Annotated in this window: 17 protein-coding genes and 1 pseudogene; 7 read left to right on the top strand and 11 right to left on the bottom strand. The window is 71.9% G+C overall.

What is annotated here, in order from left to right:
* The first annotated feature begins 71 nt into the window (after window positions 1-71).
* Window positions 72-1616: a hypothetical protein gene (locus AB0G13_RS24630; RefSeq protein WP_357878463.1), complete on the top strand. Its 1545-nt coding sequence runs from the start codon at window positions 72-74 to the stop codon at window positions 1614-1616.
* Here AB0G13_RS24630 and AB0G13_RS24625 read toward each other — a convergent pair.
* The gene (locus AB0G13_RS24625; protein WP_357878461.1) at window positions 1603-1809 is read right to left on the bottom strand and encodes a hypothetical protein; all 207 of its coding nucleotides are present in this window, start codon (window positions 1807-1809) and stop codon (window positions 1603-1605) included. The two genes, AB0G13_RS24630 and AB0G13_RS24625, sit on opposite strands and share 14 nt — an antisense overlap.
* 256 nt (window positions 1810-2065) lie before the next feature.
* Here AB0G13_RS24625 and AB0G13_RS24620 point away from each other — a divergent pair, with 256 nt between their 5' ends.
* Window positions 2066-2542 carry a hypothetical protein gene (locus AB0G13_RS24620; RefSeq protein ID WP_357878459.1) on the top strand — a complete coding sequence of 159 codons (477 nt, stop codon included), beginning with the start codon at window positions 2066-2068 and terminating at the stop codon, window positions 2540-2542.
* A gap of 173 nt (window positions 2543-2715) precedes the next feature.
* Here the strand turns inward: AB0G13_RS24620 and AB0G13_RS24615 are convergent, their stop codons facing one another.
* On the bottom strand, window positions 2716-3198 hold the full coding sequence (locus AB0G13_RS24615; RefSeq protein WP_357878456.1) for a hypothetical protein: 483 nt from the start codon (window positions 3196-3198) through the stop codon (window positions 2716-2718).
* 59 nt (window positions 3199-3257) lie between these two features.
* On the opposite strand from AB0G13_RS24615, the gene AB0G13_RS24610 reads away from it, so the two are divergent.
* Window positions 3258-4034 carry a class I SAM-dependent methyltransferase gene (locus tag AB0G13_RS24610; RefSeq protein ID WP_357878453.1) on the top strand — a complete coding sequence of 259 codons (777 nt, stop codon included), beginning with the start codon at window positions 3258-3260 and terminating at the stop codon, window positions 4032-4034.
* A 31-nt stretch (window positions 4035-4065) separates the two neighbouring features.
* Here the strand turns inward: AB0G13_RS24610 and AB0G13_RS24605 are convergent, their stop codons facing one another.
* The 4 genes from AB0G13_RS24605 to AB0G13_RS24590 form a co-directional block, all read right to left on the bottom strand.
* On the bottom strand, window positions 4066-4866 hold the full coding sequence (locus AB0G13_RS24605) for an IS5 family transposase (protein ID WP_357878450.1): 801 nt from the start codon (window positions 4864-4866) through the stop codon (window positions 4066-4068).
* Window positions 4867-5444: 578 nt separating this feature from the next.
* Complete coding sequence (locus tag AB0G13_RS24600; RefSeq protein WP_357878447.1) at window positions 5445-5660, bottom strand: hypothetical protein; 216 nt, start codon at window positions 5658-5660, stop codon at window positions 5445-5447.
* A gap of 1 nt (window position 5661) precedes the next feature.
* On the bottom strand, window positions 5662-8253 hold the full coding sequence (locus tag AB0G13_RS24595) for a LuxR C-terminal-related transcriptional regulator (protein WP_357878444.1): 2592 nt from the start codon (window positions 8251-8253) through the stop codon (window positions 5662-5664).
* A 394-nt stretch (window positions 8254-8647) separates the two neighbouring features.
* Complete coding sequence (locus tag AB0G13_RS24590; protein WP_357878441.1) at window positions 8648-8845, bottom strand: hypothetical protein; 198 nt, start codon at window positions 8843-8845, stop codon at window positions 8648-8650.
* 283 nt (window positions 8846-9128) lie between these two features.
* Here AB0G13_RS24590 and AB0G13_RS24585 point away from each other — a divergent pair, with 283 nt between their 5' ends.
* From AB0G13_RS24585 to AB0G13_RS24570, 4 genes are read left to right on the top strand one after another with little or no spacing between them, the layout of a single operon-like run.
* Window positions 9129-11759 carry a lantibiotic dehydratase gene (locus AB0G13_RS24585; protein WP_357878438.1) on the top strand — a complete coding sequence of 877 codons (2631 nt, stop codon included), beginning with the start codon at window positions 9129-9131 and terminating at the stop codon, window positions 11757-11759.
* Window positions 11752-12906 carry a hypothetical protein gene (locus AB0G13_RS24580; protein ID WP_357878434.1) on the top strand — a complete coding sequence of 385 codons (1155 nt, stop codon included), beginning with the start codon at window positions 11752-11754 and terminating at the stop codon, window positions 12904-12906. Before AB0G13_RS24585 ends, AB0G13_RS24580 begins: the two co-directional genes overlap by 8 nt.
* Window positions 12903-13220 carry a hypothetical protein gene (locus AB0G13_RS24575; protein ID WP_357878431.1) on the top strand — a complete coding sequence of 106 codons (318 nt, stop codon included), beginning with the start codon at window positions 12903-12905 and terminating at the stop codon, window positions 13218-13220. Before AB0G13_RS24580 ends, AB0G13_RS24575 begins: the two co-directional genes overlap by 4 nt.
* Window positions 13211-14911, top strand: coding sequence for a thiopeptide-type bacteriocin biosynthesis protein (locus AB0G13_RS24570; RefSeq protein ID WP_357878428.1), 1701 nt, complete (start codon window positions 13211-13213; stop codon window positions 14909-14911). The genes AB0G13_RS24575 and AB0G13_RS24570 overlap by 10 nt, the downstream gene beginning before the upstream one ends.
* Before the next feature lie 61 nt (window positions 14912-14972).
* On the opposite strand, the gene AB0G13_RS24565 is transcribed toward AB0G13_RS24570, so the two are convergent.
* From AB0G13_RS24565 to AB0G13_RS24545, 5 genes and pseudogenes are all read right to left on the bottom strand, one after another.
* On the bottom strand, window positions 14973-16919 hold the full coding sequence (locus AB0G13_RS24565; protein WP_357878425.1) for a TOMM precursor leader peptide-binding protein: 1947 nt from the start codon (window positions 16917-16919) through the stop codon (window positions 14973-14975).
* Entirely contained in the window at window positions 16909-18597 is a 1689-nt protein-coding gene (locus AB0G13_RS24560) for a hypothetical protein (RefSeq protein WP_357878422.1), read from the bottom strand. Before AB0G13_RS24560 ends, AB0G13_RS24565 begins: the two co-directional genes overlap by 11 nt.
* Before the next feature lie 119 nt (window positions 18598-18716).
* Window positions 18717-18890 (bottom strand): thiazolylpeptide-type bacteriocin, encoded by a 174-nt coding sequence (locus AB0G13_RS24555; protein WP_357878419.1) that lies wholly within the window; start codon window positions 18888-18890, stop codon window positions 18717-18719.
* A 540-nt stretch (window positions 18891-19430) separates the two neighbouring features.
* On the bottom strand, window positions 19431-20003 hold the full coding sequence (locus tag AB0G13_RS24550; RefSeq protein ID WP_357878416.1) for a transposase: 573 nt from the start codon (window positions 20001-20003) through the stop codon (window positions 19431-19433).
* Window positions 20004-20075: 72 nt separating this feature from the next.
* Window positions 20076-20160 (bottom strand): annotated as a pseudogene (locus tag AB0G13_RS24545) (IS5/IS1182 family transposase); the annotation flags it as partial.

Raw genomic sequence — 20160 nt, 5'->3', positions numbered from 1 at the left:
CTGACGGCACCAAGGGTCTTGACGTCCTCAATAGGATCAGGAGGGCTCGTCCTGTCAGTAGGAGGATGTCGATGCGTCGGGCGCTGCGGATGGGTACGCCGATCTTTCTGCTCATCCTGCTCGGTGCGGTCGGCTGGTACGCCTCGTACGCCACCACCGTCCTCGTGTGGGAGCTGCGCAAACTCGTGCTCTGGCTGGTAGCGCCGGCCCTGCTGGCCCTGCTCGCTGGGGCGCCGGCCCTGGTGCGACTGCTCACCCACCGGTTCCGCGAGCGCAAGACCACACCCGAGTTGACCAGGGGGACCATCGTCCTCGGTTGGCTGGGCGCCGCCGTCGGACTGGCCCTTGGGGCGTGCTGGCTGGTCTACGGCGAATACCTCCAGGATCGGGCGTACGGGACCACCATGCGGGTGGTGAGCGATCCGGTCCCGGAGCTGGCCGCACGTGCGCCGTACCTGGTCGGCAAGGCACAGGCCGCGCCCAACCTGGGCGACGTCACCGGCGAGATCACCGACGTCAGCTACCTGCCCGACTCCGACCGGTTCGCCGTCCTGGTCGAACGGCGCGGCTGGTTGGCCGGTTACGAGGTCGGTCTGATGCAGGAGGTACCGCTCGGCGGCAACAGCCGGGCGCAGCAGCGGTGCCAGTTCGACGTGTCAGCCGCCGACGCGCGCATCGGCGGCTGGTTCAGCCACAACCTGGGCCGGAAGATCTCTGCCGAACGGCGCTGGGCCCGGTTCTCCGCCGACGACGCGTACGTCTACTGCCAGGGCGACAACCCGATCGTGGTGGTGCCGCTGAAACGGCAGACCGGAATCCTGGTGGTGACCGAACGGCCGGCCGGTGTGGCGCAGTACGACGGCCGAACCGGAAAGGTCACGATCACTGACGACACGACGAAGGTGCCCGGACCGTCCTACCCGATCAGCCTGGCCGCCCGGCAGCGGGAGGGCACCACCGCCGTCGGCGGTTTCGTCGACTGGTGGTTCGAGCGCAGCGGCTGGGACGCCTCCGAGGACGGCGCCAACGAGGGCAACGAGTCGGAGTTCACCCTCCGCTACCGCGACGGCAGTGGACGCAGCGCGTACGTCACCCCGCTCACCCCGCAGGGCGAGGCCAGTTCGGTGGTGGCGGTGTCGACCGTGCCGACCCGGCACGCCGGCCGCGGTCTCGCCCCGCTGACCGTGCACCGGCTCAGCCCGACCTGGTCGTCGCCTCAGACGATCGTCGCCCTGATCAAGGCGGAGTACCGGGACGTCTGCTGCTGGAACGACGACCAGGTGTTCGAGGTGGTACCGACCGGCGGCAGCACGTGGACCGCCACACTCGGCAGTGAGCAGAGCATCCGGTACCGGGTGGAGGGCCGGGGCCAGATCAACGGCCGGGAGGCAACCTGCCTGAAGAACGCCGACGGCACCCTCGTCCGGTGCGCGTACGCCGCCCCCGACTCGCCTGAGGAGCAGGAGCTGCAACGCCGGGAGCAGCAGAAGCAGCGGGAGCAGGCGGCGAACGGCGGCACGGACCCGGGCGACCTGACGAAGTACACCAACGAGCGGTTGGCCGAGCTGCACCGGCGGGTCGCCGAGGAGGTCGACCGCCGCCTCAAGGAGCGGTAGTGGTCGGTGACTGGTCCACTGGGCAGCCGCGCTGCCAGGACCAATGCCACGTCATCATCACCTCGTTCAGGTCGGCCTGCATCTGCGCCGCCTCGTGGCGGCCGTCCACGGCCCGGTCGACCTGCTCGGCGTCGCGAGCATCGTTGGGCGGCGCTTCTGCCGCCAGGCGACGCGGGTTGCCAAGATCAGTCAAGTTGGAGCGTGCCTAGCGCTGCTTGACCGCCTGGTCAAGTTTCGGGTGGCTACCCGAGTCATCTGCCGAGTTGTTCGTTTTCTGGATCAACGGGCCGCGCAAGCGCGGCCCGTCCGCCGCACTCGGCCTGCTGGCGGCCTCCGGCCGGCATCGGCCGGCGCGGCGGGCTGCATCTCCTGGTTGGACTGGCAGGGCGAAGCCGGTCGCGCTCGTGGGTGACGAGGTATCGGGAGATGCCGTCCGTAGCATCGACCCGGTGGTTTCCCAGATGGATGCAAACGACGGTGATGTCGGCTCGGCCCTGCCGGTGCCGGCTGCGGGTTCCCGCGATGCGTTTCGCGTGGAGTTCGCCCCGACTAGCCAGGACGGTCGGTTCGGTGAGTTCCAGCTCTACGTGGGTGGCGTCCCGATCGGGGATGGCAGCACAACTGCCTGGCACCCGCACTACATGGATTTCTGCCGCCTGTGCAGCTGGGCGGAGCAGCCTGGCATACGGGAGCGGGGGCCGTTGCACCTTGGCGACACCTTCGACCACCTGAACATGTACGTGGAGATGACCGAGCTCGACGTGGTGTTCACTTTCACCACCCGCCCCCGTTTGGAGTGGGGTGAGCCACCGCCGTGGGCGCCACCGGTGGGCGTATGGATGCGGTTGAGCGTTCCCCGGTTGGAGTTCATCAGCATCTGGCGTCAAGCCGAGCCGCAGTTCCGCTCTCTCACGGCAGGACGGTAGCCGGGATTTCGCCAGTATGGCGGGCATCCCTCAGAGCGAACGATGATCACCGGACGAGTCGCCCTCATTCGGGAATCCAGGCGCCGCGGCAAGCGCGACGCTCCCGCCCGCGCTCGGACTGCTGGCGGCCTCCGGCCGGCATCGGCCGGCGCGGGCGGACCTGGCGGACCTACTCAGTCCTTCTGCGGACGTGGTGCCGTTGATACTCCGATACACGCCACGACCGACGAGGCATCGACCGAAAGGAAGAGCAGGAAGTAGTACGGGGGATCCTGCACCCGCACGCTGCCGAGGCGTAACGCCTGGTCTCCCGCTTCGCGTAGGTGCTCGACAGCTTGTGCGAAGCCAAGCGTAGGTATCCCGGCCTCTTGGGTGATCTCGTTTCGAAGGCCGTATGTCGCTGCCAGTTGGCTTGCTGGGATGAGCCCATCGTGGATGTCGAACCCGGCACCGGCGCCAAGGGCTGTCCGGCACGCCTCGTGCGCCTCGCCCGCCCCTTTCAGCAGGGCCATCAGGGTTCCGCGCTTCACGGCGATCAACGTACCGGACGGAACACCCGGAGATGCCGTGACGATCGCGAGGGTGATTGGCCCACCGTTGCGGGTGGGGCGATCTAGGGCGTGTTTCGGAAGTGGATCGCGAACAGGATTGATCACGTGCTGTAGCGCAGAAGTAGGTTGGTCGTCATTCGCGCGCTTGACTAGCGTTGCCGACCATGACGACGACCTCCGGCGCCGCCGACTGGCGCGCGGCCAACCGCGCCAACTGGGACGAACGCGTCCCGATCCATGTTGCCGGCCCCTTCTACGACCTTCCCGGCTTCGTCGCGGGCAAGGACACGCTCCGGGACTTCGAGCTTGCCGAGGTCGGTGATGTCAGTGGCAAGACCCTGCTTCATCTGCAGTGCCATATTGGGCTGGACACCCTGTCCTGGGCCCGGCGCGGAGCTGCTGTCACCGGTCTCGACTTCTCCGCGCCTGCCGTGGACGTGGCCAGCGGTCTTGCCGCCCAGATCGGCGCCACCACGGCCCGCTTCGTGACTGCCGACGTGTACGACGCGGTCCAAGCGCTCGACGGGCAGACCTTCGACATCGTCTACACCGGCTTCGGCGCGCTGTGCTGGCTTCCGGACATCGCCCGGTGGGCGCGGACGGCGGCCGCGCTGGTCGCCCCAGGGGGCTTCCTCTACCTGGCCGAGTTCCATCCCTTTGCCGACGTCCTCGCCGACGACGGCCGCACCGTCGAGGGTGACTACTTTCAGCGCGACCCGATCGTCGTGGATGCGCCCGGAACCTATGCCGATCCGGACGCGCTGATCACCGCAACGCTGACGGTCGAGTGGCCCCACGGCATCGGCGAAGTGGTCAGCGCCCTGACCGGTGCCGGCCTCCGTCTGGAGTTTTTGCGCGAGCACAACCGCGGCCACTTCCGCTTCCCCGCAGGACAACGCGTCCCGCAGGTCTATTCGCTGCGTGCGGCAAAGGCGGGGTGAGGGAGGCTGAGGGCTGTCGCATCGGTATCGGTCACAGCCATTCGTTGATCATCGCGACCAGCACCGTTGCTTCGTAGCGGACGGCTAGCTTGTCGTACCTCGTGGCCACGGCCCGGTGGCGCTTGAGTCGATTGATTCCGCACTCGACCGCGTGCCTCTCGCGGTAGTCCGCCGCATCGAACTTCGGCGGCCTACCGCCCTTCGAGCCGCGCTTCATTCGGTTGCGGGCGTGGTCGGCCTTGTCCGGGATGGTGCAGCGGATGCCGCGTCTGCGCAGGTAGGAGCGGTTCTTGCGGGAGGCATACGCCTTGTCCGCCCGCACCCTGCGAGGCCTGGTCCTGGGGCGACCGGGTCCCAGGCGGGGTACACGGATACCCTCCAGGACCGGCTCGAACTGCGGGGAGTCACCACGCTGCCCGGCAGTGACCACGATCGACATCGGCTTTTGGCCCTGCTCAACGGCGAGGTGCAGTTTCGTGGTCAAGCCGCCGCGCGAGCGTCCCAGTCCGTGGTCGTCCGGCTCGTCCTTGATGCCACCGGGCGGTTCCCTCTGCAGATCCCCCCTTTTGCGGGCCCCGGCGGCGTGCTGATGGGCGCGGTTGACCGTCGAATCAACGTTGATCTCCCAAGTGATCAGCCCCTCGGCGTCGGCCCAAGACTGGAGCTGCGTGAAGACCCGCTGCCAGGTGCCGTCTCGCTGCCAGCGTCGGAACAGGTCGTATACCCGCCCCCACGGGCCGTACCGCTCGGGGACATCCCGCCATGGAGCGCCCGTGCGGGTACGCCACCGAATGCCGTTGAAACCGTGTGCTGAGGTCGCCAGGCATGTCATCGTCCGGGGACCAGGTGGGGACCACACGTCGTGCGCGGTGGTGGGCGGCATGCCGTCGACTGCGCGGCCTGATCTTGGGGATGTGCGCGTGACGTGCGTGGATGTGTGGCGAAGCGTCCTGGGGGTCAAGGGGCCGTCGGTTCGAATCCGGCCGTCCCGACCGGTTGGCCTGGGGAGATGAAGATCTTCTCCGGTGACGGCGGTAACATCCGGTAACGGATGATCTTCGTTGGCGGTAACAGAGCTGCGGACTGGCCGCGTCCTTCCTCGCCTTCCACCCGCTCTGGCCTGCGGCTTCGTGTTGATTCGCGGGCACTTCGACATGTCATTTTCTTTACCTCGCGTCAAGTGCTGCAGATGTTGCTGACTGTCGCCGCTTGCAGCGCGAACGTGTCCCAAAGAGACCGCACGGCTGGGGACTCGCCGTCCCCGTCGGCCCGGACGATGTACACCTCCGCGTTCCGTGGCCGGTCGGACGTCCACGGTCGTGGTCTGCCTACGGTTCTCCTCGCGTTGATCGTTTACGCCCAGCGGACTACTCCCGCTGCAACGCAGAGGCATGACACAGAAGCAGGTAGTCAGCGGGGCCACCGGCGGTGCAGGCGACGGACCGAGCCGACCACGGCGAGCAGAAACAGCACCACGGCCAACGCATTCAGGATCCAGAACCGGGCCGCCCCGGGGTTGCACATCCAGCCCTCGTACAGGGTCGGCCGACGGTGGCGGTTCAGGTCCGCGTAGGACGCGAATCGCGCACCGTCGGCCCCGCCGCGCGGCGACGACGCTACGCTCACCTCACCGAGGTTCCCCGGCCGGCGTCGTCGTGTGCGACCGGAGCATCGCCCGGGCCAGGCTCGCCCGGTTCGACACGCCGAGCTTGCGGTAGATCCGGCCCAGGTGGGTGTCGACCGTACGGACGCTCAGGAAGAGCCCGTGTGCGACCTCCACGCTGGTCATACCGCGGCTCACCAGATCGGCGATCTGCCGTTCACGCTCGGTCAGCACGGCCAGCGGGTCGCCACCCCTGGTTGACGCGTCCGGGACGAGACGGCTCTGCTGTCGGCGAACCCGATCGACCAGACGGGCCGAACCGCACTGTTCGGCGAGCGCGGCGGCCCGTCCGAGCCAGGCGCGGGCATCGTCGGTGCGGCCGGCGTCGACCAGTACGGTTCCCGCCGCCGCCATCGTCCGGCACAGGTCCAGGTCCAGTCCCCGACCGGCGAAGCATTCGACTGCCTGCTCTGCGTCGGCCAGCGCCGGGCTGGTTTCCCCGCGTGCGGCGTACAACCGCATGCGGGCGCGCATCAGGAAGCCCTGACGGCTGACGGAGAGGTTGCGCACCGAGGCCTCGGCCAGGTCGACCCACCGGCTCGCGTCACGCTTGTCACCCATTCGGAGCGCGGCCATGGACAGCGCCTCGTACCACCGGGACCGGTTCGGCGGGGCGATCCGTGGCATCTCCGGGCCGCCGAGGGCGTCGAGCATCAGCCGACGCCCGCGTTCCGGCTCCGCCACCTTGATCAGCAGGTCCGCCAGGAGGCAGGGCACGATCGCGTCCTCGGCCGGCCCCTGGTCCCGGATCAGGGCGAGGGCCTGATCACCCAGGGCGATCACCGCGGCGGCCTCTCGGTCGGAGTCCTGCCAGTACCGTACGAGCGCGAGAAGCGCGGCGACCGAAGCCCGGGCCGTCGACGTGCCTTCCGGTTCGAGCAGTTCCGCAGCTTCCTCCAGGGTGCGGCCGGCCCGGTCGAGTAGTCCACGTTGCAACTCCACCGCCCCCAGCGAGGTCAGGATGGCGGGAAGGATGAACCGTTGTCCGGTTCGGCGGGCCTCCTCGGCACCCCGGGACAGGTGCCGTTGCGCCTCGGTGAACCGGTGCAGGGCGTCCTCCGTCGAGCCCACCAGGTAGAGGGCCGGCAGGTTGGTGACGACGCTGCTGTCCGGCGTGGTGTCCACCAGATCGGCCGCGATGTCGGCGGCCCGGTCCGCGGCGTCGCTGTCCGCGGCGAGCAGGTGCGCCATCGCAATCTGGGCGACGGCGGCCGCCTCCCCGAGCCGGTCTCCGTGCTGCCGGGCAATGGTGGCGGCCTCGCGGGCGTTCAGGCGGGCGGCTTCCTGATCGAGCCGGTCGAGGGCGAGTGCCGCCAGTTCCGTGTGCATGGCCACCGCCGTGGAGGGAGTGGAGGGATGGGTGCCCCGCAGCGCGGCCAGCCCCTCCCGGATCAGAACCGACGCCTCGGCGTGCCGGCCCTGGATCCGGCGTACCCGGACGGCGACTGCCATGGTCGAGGAGAAGTCCCCGCCAGGTATGCGGATCGCCCGGGGTAGGAAGGTGTGCACCAGTTGCTGCACGTCGCATCGACCGCCGCGCAACAACTGGGCCCGCAGGGCCAGCACCTGCGCTTCGTACCAGCGGTCGTCGCCCTCGGGCAGCAGTTGCAGCGCGGCCTCCAACCACTCCAGGGCATCGGCCGGTGCGTCGTGCATGGTGCTCCGCGCCGCGTCGATCAGAACGGGCAACTGCTCAGGACGGCCCGTGTCGAGGGCCCGGGCGATGTGGTGGGCGCGCTGGGCGACCGGAGCGCCGCGAGCCAGCAGTTCGGTCTCCACGCGCCGGTGGGCGGCGAGGCGTTGGCTGGGGCCGATCTGCGCGTAGACGAACCGACGGACGACGTCGTGCCGGAACGCGAAGCGCGGCAGCAACTGCACCGGGCGCATCAGGTCCAGCTCGGTGAGGGTGTCCAGGGCGGACAGTGTCTCCGTGACGTCCAGTCCGGCCACCGCGGCGAGCAGTTCCGCCGAACCGGGGGTACGCAGCACGGCGGCCGCCTGGGCGACCCGCAGTTCGCGGTCGGCGAGTTCGGCCAGCTCGCCGAGCAGGATCAGGTGGGCGTCGGTCATGGCCTCCGCGTCTGCGGCGGCCAGCAGTTGCAGGTAGAGCGGGTTGCCGTCACCCTCGGCGTGCAGCCGGGTCAGGTCCGGTCGGTCACCGAGCAGCTCGCGGGTCTGGCCGAGGTCCAGTGGACCTAGTCGGTGCTGGGTGAGCTGGCCGCGTGCGGCCGCCCGGGACAGCACCGCCGCCGCCCCACGGGACAGTTGTCGGTCCCGGTAGGCGAGGACCAGCAGCACCGGCGCGGTGGTGGTCAGTTCGATCAGCAGCTGCATCTGGTCCCGGTGCGCCGTGTCGAGCAGGTGCACGTCGTCGAGCAGGACAAGGGTGGGTTCCGCTCCCACCACGACCGGCGGACCGGTGCCCGTCCGGCCGGTGGCGGCGACCACCGTGAGGGTGTGCGCCCTGCCCTGCGCCGCGAGGGCGGAGATCAACGTGGTCTTGCCGATTCCCGGTTCTCCGGCGAGGGCGACGGCTGCGCCGGTTCCCGCGTGCAAGTCGTCGAGCTGACGACGGAGTGCGGCGAATTCCGTCCGGGGCAGCGGGTGACTGGTCGTCCGACCGGATTTCCGTCGAGTTCGTACGAGCCGGTCGGCCGGGCCGGGCGTCATCGGACGGTGTCGCGGGACGGCCGCTGGCTGTGGGTGCGGGTGCGCGACCGCAACCCCAGTGTGATCAGAGAAGGCCGTTTACCTGGCATTAGGGATCCTTAGGGGGAAGATCCTCTTTGGGGATGTCGAGTACACAAGGCGGACGCTTCATAGTCAACAGCCCACCGCACTCTTCGATCCGGCCAGATCTCGAGTTGATCGGTCCAGGTGTAGTTTCCCGGCGGAGGAAGGATTGCCGTCGATCTAGCGCTGGGGTAGAAAAGACGGCAGGCCGTTGATTTCAGCCGGGCGACGAGCGTGCCCGCCGCCGTCCGGAGCTGGTCGAGGCCGGTGAAGCCGCAATCCCAGGCGGCAGTCCGCAGGGCTCCGGCAGGGCCGCCGAGTCGTGCACGTTGACGACGGTCAGCTCGGACAGGTCGAGGTCAGCCAGGCTGAACTCGACGTCGATGGAGACCGTGTCGATGTGGTTCTGAGGCATCTCGCGCTCACCGAGAAGGGGTTGGGGCCGTCCGGTGGCCCGACGGGTCGACTCCGCCGGCGGTCGGGGTGATCAGCGGTGCAACGCCCCGCGCACCTTCCTCCCGCCGCCGCCCGGCTCCATCCGGAGAAGTACGCAACCGGCTACGCAGCCGGCACCTGCCACCGAGTACGTAACCGGAGCCGTAGTTGTGCGGACGCCTCCCACGGCCATGGCTGCGAGTGTCGGCGGACACGCCGTCACCGTCCTCCACCAGGAAGCGGTCGCGGGGAGAGGAGAGAGGATGATCGGGACCACGGTCGGCGGGACGCCGGCGCTGGGCGTACGCCGGGTCGGGCCCGTCACCCGAGCGCCCGAGGTCACCGTGGCGCCGTACGCGATAGTGCGGGTCGCCGGTGTCACCCTCCCAGAACCGTCGGCCGTGACCGAGGAGTTCCGGGGCGTCGCCGCCCGCCTGCTCGAGCTGACCGCACGCGCCGAGCGAATCGCCGCGGCGCTCGCCGACGTGCTGCACGAGCAGGTCGTCCGGGCCGCTTCCGACCAGCGTCGGGCGCTGCTGGCCCTGCGCCGCGACGTGCACAACGGGCGCAGCCCGTCGGTGGCGTCGCGTACCCGGCTGGCCGGCTGGACCGACCACCTGCCCGGCCTGGCGTCCTGGCTCGGCCTCCGCGACGACATCGACCGGCACACCGCGGAACTCGACGCCCTTCTCGCGCCGGCGCTCGCCGCCGACCGGGTTGCCCTGGCCGAGCTGTGCCGCGCCGAGGAGCTGTCCCGGGCCGTCGCGCTGACCAGCGTGGACCTGCTGCGGGCGCTGCGCCGGACGGCCGAGCAGGGCCCGGCACCCGACGACCGGGCCCGCAAGTCGGAGGCCACCGTGCTCCGGTACGCAATGCGGGCGGCCACCAGGACCGTGCCGCTGTCCTGGTTCACCCGGGTGGGCTGGGGCCGCTGGGACGGGCCGGTGCCGGACCCGACCGGCTCCCCGGAGGTGGTGGCGGTCGCCAACGCCGACCGGGCCACTCTGTCCGCCCTCGTCCACGCTGTGCTCCGGCACCCCGACCGTCGCGGCGATCTGCCCCACACGCTGGCGCCCGGCCTGTGGGTGGACGGGGCGGCGATCCGGCTGCGTCGGCAGACACAGGCCCCCGACGCGCCACCCGGGGTGCAACGGGAGGAGGCGCTGACGCTGCCGCTGACCCGGGCGCTGCGGCACCTGCTGAATCTGCTGGAGCCCGGCGGGGTGGCGACGCCGCACCAGCTCGCGACGGAACTGGCCACCCGGCTGCCCCGTCCGGCGTCGCAGGCGTCCGCGGCGGCTCGGGCGTACCTGCACGCGCTCGTCGAACAGGGCGTGCTCCGCCCCGCGTACCCGGTGGACCCGCAGGCCGTCGACGGCCTCGCCGCGGTCGCCGACTGGCTGGCCGGGATCGGCCTGGCCGACGTGGCCGTGCTGCTGCGGGAGATCGATGCCAGGACCACCGCGTTCGCCGGTCTCGACGCGACCGAACGGCCGGCGGCCCTGGCCGGGCTACGCTCCCGCTGGGACGCGGCCTTCGCCCTGCTCGGCGCGGACCGCACGGGTCGTCCGCAACCCGTCACCGAGGACGTGACCCTGGTCCGCCCGGTGGGCCTGGGCCGGGCCCACGGCCGGGACCACCGGGGCACCCTCGCCGCGCTGACCCCGCTCTTCGAACTTTTCGACCAGCACGCGGTGGTCCGCCGCCTGGCCCGGGACCGCTTCGTCGCCCGCTACGGCGTGGGCGGTCGCTGCGAGTCGCCGACGGAGTTCGCCGAAGAGTACGGTGCGGTCTGGCAGGCGACGCACCTGGTCGGCGCCGACGGCGCCCTGGACCCGACGCTCGACCTCGCCCCCGGTGACGAGCTGCGCGAACTGGCCCGGCTACGGGCCGACCTGGTGGCCGCCGTCACGACCGACGACGACGGGAACCTGACCGTCCCCGACGGGCTGCCCGACGCCGTCGCCCCCAGGCTGCCCCGTTGGCTCACCAGCCGACCCGGCTCGTACGCGGTCTTCGGACAGTCCTGCCACGACGGCGCGTCGTTCTGTGTCAATCACGTGTACGGCGGCTGGGGCCGGTTCACCAGCCGCTTCCTGCGGCAGCTCCCCCCGGAGGCCGAAACGGCCGTCGCCGCCCAGCTCCGGCGCCACCTCGGCGCCCGGGTGGCCCAGCTCCGCCCAGTCAACGGGTTCAATGGCAACCTGCATCCGCTGCTCGTCGGCGACGAGATCGCCGACGACCGCCGCCACGGAACCCTGGTTCCGGACGACCTGCACCTGGTCCACGACGTCGCCACCGATCAGGTCCGCCTGGTGGTCACCGCCACCGGTGAACCGTTGGACGTGGTCTATCTCGGGTTCCTGGTGCCGCTGATGCTGCCGGAGCGCCTGACCAGCATGCTCACCGACGTGGGCACGGGATCGGTCGGACTGGGCGGGGCCATGGCGGCCCGACAGATCCGCCGCACCCCGGTCGGCCCGGTCTGGTGCCGGCCCCGGCTGCGGTACCGGGAGGTGGTCCTCTCCCGGGCGGACTGGCGGCTCTCCGCGGACATCGTCGCCGCCTGGCGGGCCGAGCTGGACGCCCGGCCCGCTGAGGTGGGACGTACCGCCGTGCGCTGGCGACACCTGCTCGGCCTGCCCGAGCACGTCTTCGTCGGCGCCGCCGCCGTCGAGGGCGCGAAGGGGTTGACGGCGTTCATGTCCTACCTGGAACAGCCCCGTTCCCAGTACGTCGACCTCACAAGCCCGCTACACCTGCGTTGCCTGTCCCGGACCCTGGCCCGCTACCCGGACGGCGTCGTCCTGGAGGAGGCACTGCCCGCCCCCCGTCCCGGGCAGCCGGCGACGGAGGTCGTGATCGAGCTGTACCGTGCAGGCGCCGATGGGTGACCACCGGTCGACGGCCGCCACCGACGTCGTCTGCTACTACCACGAGCCGGAGAAGGTCCCGCTGCTGTACCACGCGGTCCTTCCCGCCGTCGCCAGGCTGAGTGGTCCGCAGCTGCGGCTGCACGTCGAACGGCACTGGCTGCACGGGCCGCACCTGCGGATCCGGGTGGCCGGACCGGAGCCCGCCGTACGCGTGGCCGCCGACGATTTCGCCGCCACGCTGCGCGCGTACCTGGCCACCCACCCCTCCCGGGGCGACGCCGACGACGCCGAGCTGCTGCGCCGCTGTGTCGCGGCGGGCCGGGCCGAACTGGTGCCCGGCCCCTATGAGCCGATCATGGCCGACAACACCGTCCTGGTCGGCCCGCCGGCCGACGGGCACGTCCGTGAGCTGCTCGGATCCGACGCCGCCGTGGCCTGCCGCGCGGAACTGCTGCGCGCCGGCCTCGACCCGGTCGCCACCACCGCCGCCGACCTGGTGGCTCACGGCAACACCTCCGCCCGGCGGGTCCGGCTCGCCCTCACCGCCATGGCCGTGCACGCGGCCGCGTACCCGGCCGGCTACGGCGCCGGCTACAACTCCTTCCTGTCCCACCTGGAGGACTTTCTGCACCTGCGGGATACCGACGGGCGGATCCGGGCCGGCTTCCACGCGACCTGGCAGCGGCAGAGCGACCGGATCGTCGAGGAGGTCGGGCGACTGGTGGCGCCGGACCGGACCGGCCACACCCCGGTTGCCGAAGCCTGGCGAAGCTGGGAGGAGGTCGCGTGGCGGATCACCCGGGCGGCCCATGACCGAGGTGACATACCAGTGGTACCCGGCGACCAGTACGCCCGCCGGGCCCGCGCCCTGGGCGACCCCGCCACCGAGCGGCAGTGGGATGTCACCGTGCGGACCGAGTTCAGCCCCTACCACCGTGGGCTCAACCGGATGGACTTCCTGTCCAAGGCGGCGGTCCGCGACGACTTCGGCCCGTACCGGTTCGGCACCAACGTGCTGTACCTGCTCCTGGCGATCTGCGACATCACCCCCTCCGAGCGCTACCTCGCCGCCTACCTGTTCAGCGAGGCCGTTCAGCGGCTCACCGGAGTGACCTGGCAGGACGCGATGCGCGGGCACCTGCGCGCGTCGGAGGTGACCCGGTGACGGCCGCGGTGTCCGTGCCCGCCGCCGGTGCCACCGCGCCCGCCCTGCGGCTGCGGCCGGTCGTGCACGCCAGCCCCGTCGACGCCGGGATCCACGTCCTGCTGCGCCGGCTGGCGCACCGATCCGGCCGCCGCGGTGAGCCCGTCCCGGCCGGAACCTGGTCCTGGGGGCACCCGATCCGACTCGAGCGAGACGACTCCCCCCAGTTCCTGCTGGAGAGTTCCAACGGCTGCGGACTTACCTGGCCGGACCTGTTCGACCGGGTCCGGCCGCGCCGGCTTCCGACCTGTCCGGAGGAGTTCCCATGCCCGTGACCGCCGCCCCCGTCCACCCTGGGCGGGGCTCCTTCCACAGCCTGCACTGCTATCTGCACTGGAGTGCGGAACACGTCGATGACTTCATCACCGGCACACTCACACCGCTCATGGAGGGACTGCGTCGGGACGGGACGATCACCGACTGGTTCTTCATCCGCTACTTCGACGACGGTCCACACCTGAGGGTGCGGGCCCGGGGCGCCGAGGCGCACGAGCACCGCCGGTGGCAGGAGCAGTTGGTGGCCGCGGCCCGGGCCGCCGACCATCCGCTGCTCGACCTCAGCACCGCCAGCCGTCCGGGGTGGCCGGGGCACGCACAGGCCCGGCAGGTCGACTACGAGCCGGAGACCGAGCGGTATGGCGGCCCGGCCGCGCTGCCGGTGGCGGAGACGCTGTTCGGCACCTCCAGCCGGATCGCCGCCGAGGTGGTCGCGTGTACCCCGGGACCCGGCCAGCGGATGGTGGCGGCTACCGACCTGGTCCTCGCCACCCTGATCGCCCTCGACCTGGACATGCTCGCCGCGGCCCGATGGCTGCGCCGCAGCGCGACCGCCTGGCGGTGGCACCCGGAGAGCACCACGCTGACCCCGGGCAACGTGCAGGGGCCGGCGCTCGCCGCAGCCACCACGCAGGCCCGCTCGGTGGTACGGCGCTGGCACGAGATCACCGCCTCCGCGGCGGACGGCTCCCGGATCCGGGACCGGTGGGCCGCCCAGGTGCGCGCCGCCCGCGCCCAGCTGGAGAGCTCTGCCGGCGGCGGCGACCAGTGGGCCGGGGTGTGGGCGTCCCAACTGCACATGCTGCTCAACCGGTTGGGCATCCTGCCCGACGAGGAACGCTCCCTCTACCACTTCCTCGCCGCCGCCTTGCTGGCGCCGGACGGCCCCACCGACTTCTTCGCCGACGGCACCGCCAGCCCCGACCGGCGTTACTTGGCGGCCAGCAGCTATGCCCCGGGCCGCATCGAGTGGCAGCGGCCGAGGACGTCGGACCAGACGCGGCACGGCGACCGGCGACGGTCCGGTCCGCCCCTGGCCCTTCCCCCCGCCGCGCCCGTGACGGCCGCGCTCGGCGACGCGCTCACCGCGCGGGCCAGCGGACGCGGGCCGCTCTGCGGCCCGATGGACGCCGCGCAACTGGCCACTCTGCTGTGGACCGCCAGCGGGGCGGGTGATCGGGCCGGCAGGCCCGGGGTCCGCCGGCCCTACCCGAGCGCCGGCGCCAAGTACGCGGTCCGGCTGCGCGTGCTGGCCCGGGACGTGGCCGGCGTCCCGGCCCACCAGTACGACGTGGACGCCGAGGCCCGGCTCCTGCTGCCCACCGGCCCGGTGCCCACCGACGCCGAGCTGGCCACCGCGTCGATGTGGTTCAAGGCCGGCCCGGCGACGCAGCCGGCGGACACCCCGGCCAGCCAGGAACGGATCGATCTGTCGGCGCTGCCGGCGCTGCTCGGGGTCTACGTCGACCTGCCCGTGCTGCGCGCCGCCTACGGCCTCCGGGCGCTGCGCTTCGGCCTACTCGAGGCCGGTCACCTGGCCCAGAACCTGGCCCTCACGGCGGCGGCGACGGGACTCGGACTGGGCATGGTCGGTGGGTTCTACGACGACATCGCCCACGAACTGCTCCTCCTCGACGGGGTCGACGAGGTTCTCGCCTACCTGCTCCCGGTCGGTCGGCCCGTCGGGTGACCCCTGGCGGTCGGGCCCGCACGTCGGGCCCGACCCCCTGGCCGGGCCCGGGAGGGGACGGTCACGGGAAGGGATGCGGATGCAGCGCCAGGTCCTCGTAGCGGGGCCGCCCGGGCAGGCGGCCCAGCGCCGCCGGCACAGTCAGCAGCCGGGGCAGCCCCCGCGTCCGCCGGTTCAGGTGACCGAACGTCATCGGCAGGGTGCCGGGGACGACGACCTTGGCAGCATGCAACCCGAGGGCCTGCCGCAGCTCGGGGATGCTCTGGTCGACGACGATCGGTTCCACCCCGGCCCGGTGGTGCAGGTCCGCGCAGAGCGCGCCGAACAGGGCCGCGAGGTCCTCGACGGGACGGGGCAGTCCCTGCCACACCTCCCGCCAGGCCCGGGTCCGCCCGGCCCCGAGCAGGAACTCGTAGCGCGGCCGTGCTTCCGGCAGGCAGTGCAGCATCATGTGGTCGTCCATCCGGCGGACCAACGCGGCATCGTCGAGCATCGGCAGTAGCCGGTCGCGGTCCGCCCGCGCCGAATCCCCCTGCCACGTGTCGCGCACCTCGTGGAGGTTGACGACCAGCTCCACCACGGCTGAGTGGATCGCCGTGAGGGGATCCAGGTGGGCGCCGGCCGCGAAGAACGCCGTCGGCGCCCCCGCGGCGGGCATCCGGTGGTGCGCCAGCGCGACGACCGCCGGCACGGCCAGGTCGGTGGTCGCGTCGAACAACCGTAGGTCGTAGTCGAGCAGGTCCAGATTGTCGGCGAGGTGCCCGACCAGGTCGAGTTCGTCGGGGAGCGCGACCTCCACCAGCGGGGTACGGGCGTACCAGGCCATCAGGAAGGCGTCCCGTTCGATCACCTCGAACAGGCCGTGCAGGGCCGCCTCCTCCAGGCTGTTGCCGAGACCGCAGCCGTTGGAGGACTCCGACAGGAAGGTCACCGACGGGCGCTGCCCGAGGTCACCCCAGTACGCCGCGTGCTCCGGCACCGCCACGGACGTCGCACGACTGGGCGACCACCCCGGCACCCACCACGTCGGCACGTCGGGGGCGTACGGGATGTGGTGGGCGCTGGGCAGGTCGGGCAGACCGAGGGCCGCGGGATCGACGGCGCGCTCCGGTCCCAGCTCCGCGAAGGACGCCCAGTGCCGGGCGGCGGGCCCGTGGGGGGCGTACCCGGCCAGCCGTTCCACCGCTTCGAAGAGCGCCAACCGGTCAGCCTCCGCGGCGGTCGTCGCCCGGCCGAAGCCCGCCACGGTGACCGCCGGACCGGCGACCACCGCCGTGGTGACCGGCAGCCCGTACCCCTCGTGCCGGTGCAGCTGGACGACGTGACCCAGCCGCGGCTCCAGCAGCGCCCGGCGAAGTCCCGCCAGGTCGGTCGCCGGGTTCGGCCGGCGCAGCCGCACCGGGTCGGCCGGCGGCTGACCGCTGCCGGCAAGCGGCGTCCCAGGTGGAGCCGGGGGCTGCCGGCTGAGGCATCCTTCGCAGCGAACCCCCACCGGCGCCACCGGATGGGCGGACACGCTCCCGTCGGGCCGGACGACCCAGAGCCGCGCGGCGGCGGACTGCGGCCCGGCCAACGCCGACCGGACCACCGCGGCGAGCACGGGCAGCAGGGCCGGCGCCGGCCGACCGCCGAGCCGCAGCTCGGAATCACCGTGCGGTGTCCGGCCGCCCGGCGCCGCCAGCCTGGCGGCCTCCAGGCAGCGCAGGCAGGTGGCACTGTCGGCGCCGACCAGCGGACCCACCAGCGCCGTACCGCCGTCGAACCGGACGGGCAGGACGGTGCCGCCGGCCCCGGTACCCCGGTCGACCAGCCGGCTCAGCAGCGCCGGACTCCACCGGGTCGACACCACCACCGCCGGGCCGGAGCCGGCCCACCCGTAGTCCTCGGCCAGCACCGGGTACGGCGACCCCGCCCCCCTCAGCGCCTCGGCGAGCTGGCCGGCCAGGTCGGGGTCCGGCTGCCGGGGACCGTCCCGATCGTCCCCGGGCAACCGAGGGTCACCGGTCATCGCCGGCCCGCAGGACGACGAGCCCGACCGTACGCAGGGCGGCGGCCAGCGGAGCTGGCGGCGTCACCACGATCGGCTCCGCGGGGGCGCCGACGAGGGTCCGCAGTGACCGCCGGAGGGCGGCCTCCCGTTCGGACCCGTCGGGCAGGGGCGCGGCCGAGCGGCTCACCCGTGGCGACGCTCCGCAGGGGCCATGCGAGTACGGCGGACCGGGCCGGTGTGCACGCCAGCGGACCGTGGCGACCGCGGCGAGAGCGGCGAAGGCGACCGCGTCGTGGGCCGTAGCCTCGATCGCCCAGCCGAGCTCCATCCACCCATCGGGGTCCGTCGTGCCCGGGCCGCGCACGACGGCCAGCTGCGCCCCGGGGGCGAGCCGGCGGACGTGAACGGTCGCCGGGACGCCGAGGCGGCGGGTCAGCGTACGCCACCAGCGGCGGGCTGCCGGCGCGTCGAACGCCGACGGGGGGACAGCCTCGCCTGACGTGACACCGGCCGAGGCCACCGACCGGCGGGCGAGGCGGCGCAGCAGCACTCCCTCGGCATGGCTGCGGTCCACCCCGCAGGCCAGCACGGCGGCCCCTCCGGTGGACACGCTGAGCAGCTCCACCGCTGCCAGCGTGGCGTGCAACCTCGCCGTGGAGGTGTCCGGACCGTGCCCGGTGACGAGCGTCCCACCGGCCGGGCCGGGAACACCGCCGACCCGGCACCGGGCCAGTCCCACCGGCAGTTGTGGCAGATCGTCGAGCTCCACCGGCGGCAACACACCGAGTTCCGGGTCCGTGAGGGAGGTGGGTAGGCCCGCGTGGACGGTGTCGTCCCGACGGTCGGGGGCGTCGACCGCCGGTGACCGTACGCCGGGCGGCCACGGGTGGGCGGTGGCGCGCAGCGGGTCGCTCCGCACGACGAGCGCCGTCGGCGCGGCCGGGTCGGTCAGCTCGGCGAGCGCGCCGAGGAGCCGGTGCGCGGCGCAGGCGCCGGCCACCACGGAAACCGGGTCGCCAGGGGCCGTCGCCGCGCTGCCGAGTCCGAGCCGCTTGGCGATCAGGCCGGACTGGGCCCGCAGATGCGTGCCCGGGCCGACGGGGGTGACGTAGCCGACCGTGGCGCTGGCCCCGGTCACCACGGCACGCCCGTCGCCGACGGCGAGGGTGACGCGCCCGGCGTCGCGCGGTGGGTCGGTGCGGGTCGCGGCCCGCCGGACCCGGGCTCCGGCGGTGGTCAACGCCTCGATCGCGGCGGTGGCAGCGGGGCCCGATCCCGTGACGGTCACCGATTCCCGGCCGATGCCGGTCCAGGACGCGGCGGGGTCGGTGGCGACCGAGGCCAGCCAGGTGGCGACGGCGGGGGGAGGCACCGGGGCCGGTCCGCAGGCGTCGGCGGGGGCATGGGCACGCCCGGTGCTGGCCCAGTGCTCCGGCACCCGGACCAGCAGGTCGTGTTCCCGGAGCAGGTCGGCCAGCCGGTACAGGGCGAGGGCGACGGGCGGGCGTGGCGACAGGTCGCGCAGGTCGTCTGTGGTCCGGCCGGACGCGAGGCGCCGGGTGAGCAGTTGCCAGAGCCGCCACAGCTGTGGCGCGTCGTCCAGGGTGAGGCTGGTGTCCCAGGACCGTAGGTGCAGCCCGCCGTCGATCCGGGTTGCCTGCACGGTGGGGCGGAGTTGCCAGGAACTGGTCGACATCTGCTCGCCTCACCGGTTGGGGAACGGCTGGGGTCGTCGGAAGGAGTCCGGGGTTGGAAGGGCGACTGTCGCCGGGCCCGGCGACAGTCGCCTCGTCACTCAGGCAGCACGGTTCGCGGCTACAGCATCGGCTCGTCTGGAACGATGGAGCAGGAGCAGGACGCCATACACGCGCTGAGCCGAGACGCCCCGGACTCGGGGATCGCGACGGTGTCGCGCATGACCGTCACGGTCAGGCCGCTGAGGTCGAGATCGTCGAGCTCGAACTCGTCGTCTTCTCGTCCGATCGGCATGTGGTCACCTCCCTTCGAGGTGGGATGAGGCCCGGGCCACGCCGGGATGGCAGAGATTCTTCCGGCGGCCGGTGCGGGGCGTCGTCAGTAGTTTTGCCGACATCACTACTTACCCACGCTCGGGGGCCACCGCTGCCTGCCCGGCCGGGGTCCCGCCCCTGGGCGACCCCTCGGTGGGTGACGTGTCATCCGGCGCACGACGCCCGGACCTTCATGGTGCCAGGGCGGGTCCTTGACCGTTCGCCGTAACGGACCCGGTAACGGCGACGGCCCGCCGGGGGAGGAGTGGCCGACATGAGAGGGCATTGGGACGTGATGCGTGATGTCGTTCTGTCCGGGTACGCGGATGTATCAAGCTGTTCCGGCATGGCGTGACAGAATCGTTGCAAACTGGGGGTCAATGGGTCGTCGGTTCGAATCCGGCCGTCCCGACGCAGGTCAGAGGGCTGATCCGGAAATCGGGTCGGCCCTTTCGCCGTTCGCCGTTCTGGGGACCAAGATCAGTCAAGTTGGAGCTGGGTAGCGCTGCTTTACCGTCGGTCAAGCGCGGATCACCCCGCCGGGCACCACAAGACATCCGATGGGCGTAGCTGTCAAGCAGCGACAGCGACTTCGACCGGCATTGGGAAGGCCGTCGTTTCTCGGTAGTGCTGCCGTGTTCTCAGGCAGTGATGGAGGCAGCCGAGGAAGCGGTTGAACAGGTGACGGAAGGCGGCGGCGTGACCGTCGCCGGCGGTGCGGCGTCGGTCGTAGTGGGCTCGCGCGCCGGGTGACTGGTTGAGCGCTGACAGCCCCCAGGTGAAGCCCGACCGCGGCAAGTCGGTCGTTCTTGATCCGGCGTTGCGAGACGACGAGACTGCGGCCGGACGCACGCGTCACCGGGGCCGCGCCAGCGAAAGCCTTCAACGATCGCGCATCGAAGAAGCGGGTGCGGTCATCGCCGATCTCACCCAGTAGCCGGGCGCCGGCCTGGGCTGCGATGCCAGGGAAGCTGGTGATGATGTCGTAGTCCGGGTGCTTTTGGAACGCCGTCTCGACGGCTGCTGATAGATGGTCGATGCTTGCGCACTCCGTAGTGAGCGTGGCGAGCAGCCGCAGTGCCTGGATGCCCATCGCTTGCTCGACGAGCGGGTCCTGGCGCAGGTGGGGCTGGCGCAGGATCGCGTGGACCTCAGTGAGCCCTTTTCATCCTGTGTAGCGGTTGGATTCGGTGTGGTGCAGGACGAGGATCGCCTGCACGATCGCGGTGGCTCGGCGTGGGCAGCAGGGC

The sequence above is a fragment of the Micromonospora sp. NPDC023633 genome, assembly GCF_040640035.1.
Taxonomy (GTDB): domain Bacteria; phylum Actinomycetota; class Actinomycetes; order Mycobacteriales; family Micromonosporaceae; genus Micromonospora.
The sequence above is the reverse complement of the archived record's forward strand: the minus strand, read 5'-3'. Positions and strand labels throughout refer to the sequence as shown.

Excerpts from the sequence above, each read along its gene's own strand:
- AB0G13_RS24630 (WP_357878463.1), top strand. The coding sequence starts at position 72 with ATGCGTCGGGCGCTGCGGATGGGTACGCCGATCTTTCTGCTCATCCTG.
- AB0G13_RS24610 (WP_357878453.1), top strand. The coding sequence starts at position 3,258 with ATGACGACGACCTCCGGCGCCGCCGACTGGCGCGCGGCCAACCGCGCC.
- AB0G13_RS24605 (WP_357878450.1), bottom strand. The coding sequence starts at position 4,866 with ATGACATGCCTGGCGACCTCAGCACACGGTTTCAACGGCATTCGGTGG.
- AB0G13_RS24590 (WP_357878441.1), bottom strand. The coding sequence starts at position 8,845 with ATGCCTCAGAACCACATCGACACGGTCTCCATCGACGTCGAGTTCAGC.
- AB0G13_RS24585 (WP_357878438.1), top strand. The coding sequence starts at position 9,129 with ATGATCGGGACCACGGTCGGCGGGACGCCGGCGCTGGGCGTACGCCGG.
- AB0G13_RS24580 (WP_357878434.1), top strand. The coding sequence starts at position 11,752 with ATGGGTGACCACCGGTCGACGGCCGCCACCGACGTCGTCTGCTACTAC.
- AB0G13_RS24570 (WP_357878428.1), top strand. The coding sequence starts at position 13,211 with ATGCCCGTGACCGCCGCCCCCGTCCACCCTGGGCGGGGCTCCTTCCAC.
- AB0G13_RS24565 (WP_357878425.1), bottom strand. The coding sequence starts at position 16,919 with ATGACCGGTGACCCTCGGTTGCCCGGGGACGATCGGGACGGTCCCCGG.
- AB0G13_RS24560 (WP_357878422.1), bottom strand. The coding sequence starts at position 18,597 with ATGTCGACCAGTTCCTGGCAACTCCGCCCCACCGTGCAGGCAACCCGG.
- AB0G13_RS24555 (WP_357878419.1), bottom strand. The coding sequence starts at position 18,890 with ATGCCGATCGGACGAGAAGACGACGAGTTCGAGCTCGACGATCTCGAC.
- AB0G13_RS24550 (WP_357878416.1), bottom strand. The coding sequence starts at position 20,003 with ATGGGCATCCAGGCACTGCGGCTGCTCGCCACGCTCACTACGGAGTGC.